The sequence below is a fragment of the Microcystis sp. LEGE 08355 genome (assembly GCF_015207185.1).
GTDB lineage: Bacteria > Cyanobacteriota > Cyanobacteriia > Cyanobacteriales > Microcystaceae > Microcystis > Microcystis panniformis.
Map to the genome: position 1 here is coordinate 1 of NZ_JADEXI010000456.1, position 3,826 is coordinate 3,826.

Sequence of the window (3,826 nt, forward strand, 5' to 3'; positions counted from 1 at the left end):
GCCAGCTTTTCCATCAAGGCTATCATTACCAGCTAAACCTGTCAGGATGTTATTACCACTATTACCTGTCAGAATGTTATTGAGGTTATTTCCTGTACCATTGAGGTTAGCGGTTCCCGTAAGAGTAAGATTTTCAACGTTATCGGTTAGGGTGTAGGAAATGGAAGCTTGGACGGTATCAGTTCCCTCATTGAGGTTTTCTGTAACTATATCCCCCGTATTATCTACGGTGTAAGTATCATTTCCCAGACCACCAATCATTGTATCTGTGCCAGCTTTTCCATCAAGGCTATCATTACCAGCTAAACCTGTCAGGATGTTATTACCACTATTACCTGTCAGAATGTTATTGAGGTTGTTGCCTGTACCATTGAGGTTAGCGGTTCCCGTAAGAGTGAGATTCTCCACGTTATCGGTTAGGGTGTAGGAAATGGAAGCTTGGACGGTATCAGTTCCCTCATTGAGGTTTTCTGTAACTATATCCCCCGTATTATCTACGGTGTAAGTATCATTTCCCAGACCGCCAATCATTGTATCTGTGCCAGCTTTTCCATCAAGGCTATCATTACCAGCTAAACCTGTCAGGATGTTATTACCACTATTACCTGTCAGAATGTTATTAAGGTTATTGGCTGTACCATTGAGGTTAGCGGTCCCCGTAAGAGTAAGATTTTCAACGTTATCGGTTAGGGTGTAGGAAATGGAAGCTTGCACGGTATCGGTTCCCTGGTTGAGAGCTTCAATGACCAAATCCCCGGCGTTATTTACCGTATAAATATCATTTCCGGCTAATCCAGTCAAGGCATCTGCTCCAGAGGTTCCCGCAAGGGTGTCCGAACCAGAAGTACCGATAAAGTCATCATTTTGGATAGTGCCAATAGCCGTAGCGGTGGTAATAATAGCGCCGTTGGTGGCATTGGAGAGGGTGACGGTAAAGTTTTCATCCAGTTCTACTGTTGTATCTCCCTGAACGTCAACAGTAATTACTTGACTGGTTTCCCCCACCGCAAAACTCAAGGTTCCTGAAGGTAAGACTCCTCCGACAAAATCAGTGGCATTGGCAGGATTGCTGCCGCTGCCGGTAACTGCCCAGTTGACGTTATTGGTTCCGGTGGTATTAACCGCACGAGTGACGGTGAAAGTAAAGGCTTTACTGCCACTGTTGCCCTCGGTTTGATTGGCATTGGTGGCGGCAATAGCGAGGGTGGGAACTGCTACATCATCATTTTGGATAGTGCCAATAGCAGTAGCGGTGGTAATAGTAGCGCCGTTGGTGGCATTGGAGAGGGTGACGGTAAAGTTTTCGTTAAGTTCTACCGTTGTATCTCCCTGAACGTCAACAGTAATCACTTTTGAGGTTTCCCCCACCGCAAAACTCACGGTTCCTGACGGTAACACGGACCCGACAAAATCAGTGGCATTGGCGGGATTGCTGCCGCTGCCGGTAACTGCCCAGTTAACGTTATTGGTTCCGGTGGTATTAACCGAACGAGTGACGGTGAAGGTGAAGGCTTTACTGCCACTGTTGCCCTCGGTTTGATTGGCATTGGTGGCGGCAATGGCGAGGGTGGGAACTGTGGGACCACCCACATTTAAGGCCCACAATTCCCGACCGTTCACGCCGTTATCGGCAGTGAAGAACAAAGTATTGCCCACTGCCTTTAGAGAGAAGGGGGAGGAGCCAGAGGAACCGGGGAGGATATCTTTGACCAGAACCGTACCCGCCGCCGTGCCGTCGCTTTTCCACAATTCAGCATTGTTAACGTCGTCATTGGCCCGGAAGAACAAAGTATTGCCCACTGCCGTCAGATAGTAGGGGCTGGAGCCAATGGAACCGGGGCGGATATCTTTGACCAGAACCGTACCGGCCGCCGTGCCGTCGCTTTTCCACAATTCAAAGCCGTTAACGCCGTCATCGGCAGCGAAGAACAGGGTATTGCCCACTGCCGTTAGATAGCGGAAGTCGGAGCTAGAGGAACCGGGGCGGATATCTTTGACCAGAACTGTACCCGCCGCCGTGCCGTCGCTTTTCCACAATTCCCGACCGTTCACGCCGTCATCGACAGTGAAGAACAGGGTACTGCCCACTACTGTCAGATTGCCGGGGTTGGAGCTAGAGGAACCGGGGCGGATATCTTTGACCAGAACTGTACCCGCCGCCGTGCCGTCGCTCTTCCACAATTCATAACCGTTCACGCCGTCACGGGCGGTAAAGAACAGGGTGTTGCCCACTGCCCTCAGATTGTTGGGGTAGGACCAAGAGGAACCGGGGAGGATATCTTTGACCAAAACCGTACCAGCGGCCGTGCCGTCGCTTTTCCATAATTCCCGACCGCTAACGCCGTCAATGGCAGCAAAGAACAGGGTGTTGCCCACCGCCTTCAGACGGCGGGGGTAAGACCAAGAGGAACCGGGGCGGATATCTTTGACCAGAACTGTACCCGCCGCCGTGCCGTCGCTTTTCCACAATTCAGTACCGTTCACGCCGTCATTGGCCCGGAAGAACAGGGTACTGCCCACCGCCGTTAGATTGCTGGGGGCAGACCAAGAGGAACCGGGGCGGATATCTCTGACCAGAACTGTACCCGCCGCCGTGCCGTCGCTCTTCCACAATTCATAACCGTTCACGCCGTCAATGGCAGTGAAGAACAGGGTACTGCCCACCGCCGTTAGATTGCGGGGGTAGATATCTTTGACCAAAACCGTACCGGCCGCCGTGCCGTCGCTTTTCCACAATTCAGCATTGGCTTGGAAGTACAGGGTATTGCCCAGCGCCGTCAGATTGCGGGGGTCAGAACCAGATAAACCGGGGAAGATATCTTTAACTAAAAAAGGAGTTGACATGATTTTTTCCTGAATAAAGGGTGAAAATTAAACAGTTAGGTAGTGGTGCAGAATAAATTTCCTAGTGAAGAAAGGCAAGAGGCAAGGGGGGGGTTAGATTTGTGTCATTAATTTTGCTTAGGTACTCAAGCCGGCAAAGAAGGGTATATCTGGCTGAAAAACCTCAGATGTCTGCAAATCCGACAAATCTGAGGTTTCAACAGTGGTAAAAAAGCGGATATTTGTTCGATTCCGTCTTGATTGGGAGAGAGAATAACCGTGGCGACTTCTGGAATTACTCCAGCTTGGAGACTTTGATAATCGCTAACACCAGCATCGAGGAAAACTACAGTAGCGGTTAAACGCTGATTTCTCGCACTATTCACCTGATTAGCTTGACTCAAGCCATCAGATTGAGCAAAATTGAACAAAACATCGTCAACAGCAGAAAGGCTCGGCAAAAGGGTAGAAGTCATGACGTTAACTGCAAAAGATTAATGCGACTATTTTATGCAAAGAATCCCAAATCTTTCAAGGTTTCTATAACAAAAATTAACATTTATTACAAGAAACCCGTTTTCTCAAAGAAACAGAAAATGGGTTTCTCAAAGAAACCCATTTTCTAAATAGTTTCTCGCAGAAACCCGTTTTCTAAAGAAGTTCTAGGATTGGATTTTTGCCAAAGACTGCTTAAATTCTGCGAGAGAATTAGCGGTAGCTGCTAATTTAACAATCTCTTGTAATGTAGATAGTACCGAAACTTTATTCAGGTATTGTTCCACATCTAAAGGAACTTCACCCAAGCGAGCTTGCAAAACTGTTTTGACAAAATCACGAGCATTTTCTAACGCTCCAATTTCCTTGCCTATTTCTTTACCAATTTCCTTACCAATTTCCTTGCCAATTTCCTTACCGCGTTCTATTCCTCGTAACTCCATATTACTTACTAAAGGCATGGTTCTTTCCTCCTCAAATTGTTTGATTTTACTCTCTAAGCTTGACT

General features: G+C 48.0%; 3 protein-coding genes. All 3 read right to left on the bottom strand.

Going from position 1 to position 3,826, the window contains the following annotated elements:
* The coding region (locus IQ242_RS19080) for an ELWxxDGT repeat protein (RefSeq protein ID WP_193961052.1) at positions 1–2,844 on the bottom strand (2,844 nt) is incomplete at its 3' end.
* Between the two features lie 125 nt (positions 2,845–2,969).
* Entirely contained in the window at positions 2,970–3,299 is a 330-nt protein-coding gene (locus tag IQ242_RS19085; protein ID WP_193961053.1) for a DUF4347 domain-containing protein, read from the bottom strand.
* Between the two features lie 186 nt (positions 3,300–3,485).
* The coding region (locus tag IQ242_RS19090; RefSeq protein ID WP_193961054.1) for a hypothetical protein at positions 3,486–3,826 on the bottom strand (341 nt) is incomplete at its 5' end.

Coding starts and splice junctions, on each gene's coding strand:
- IQ242_RS19085 (WP_193961053.1), bottom strand. CDS start 3,299: ATGACTTCTACCCTTTTGCCGAGCCTTTCTGCTGTTGACGATGTTTTG.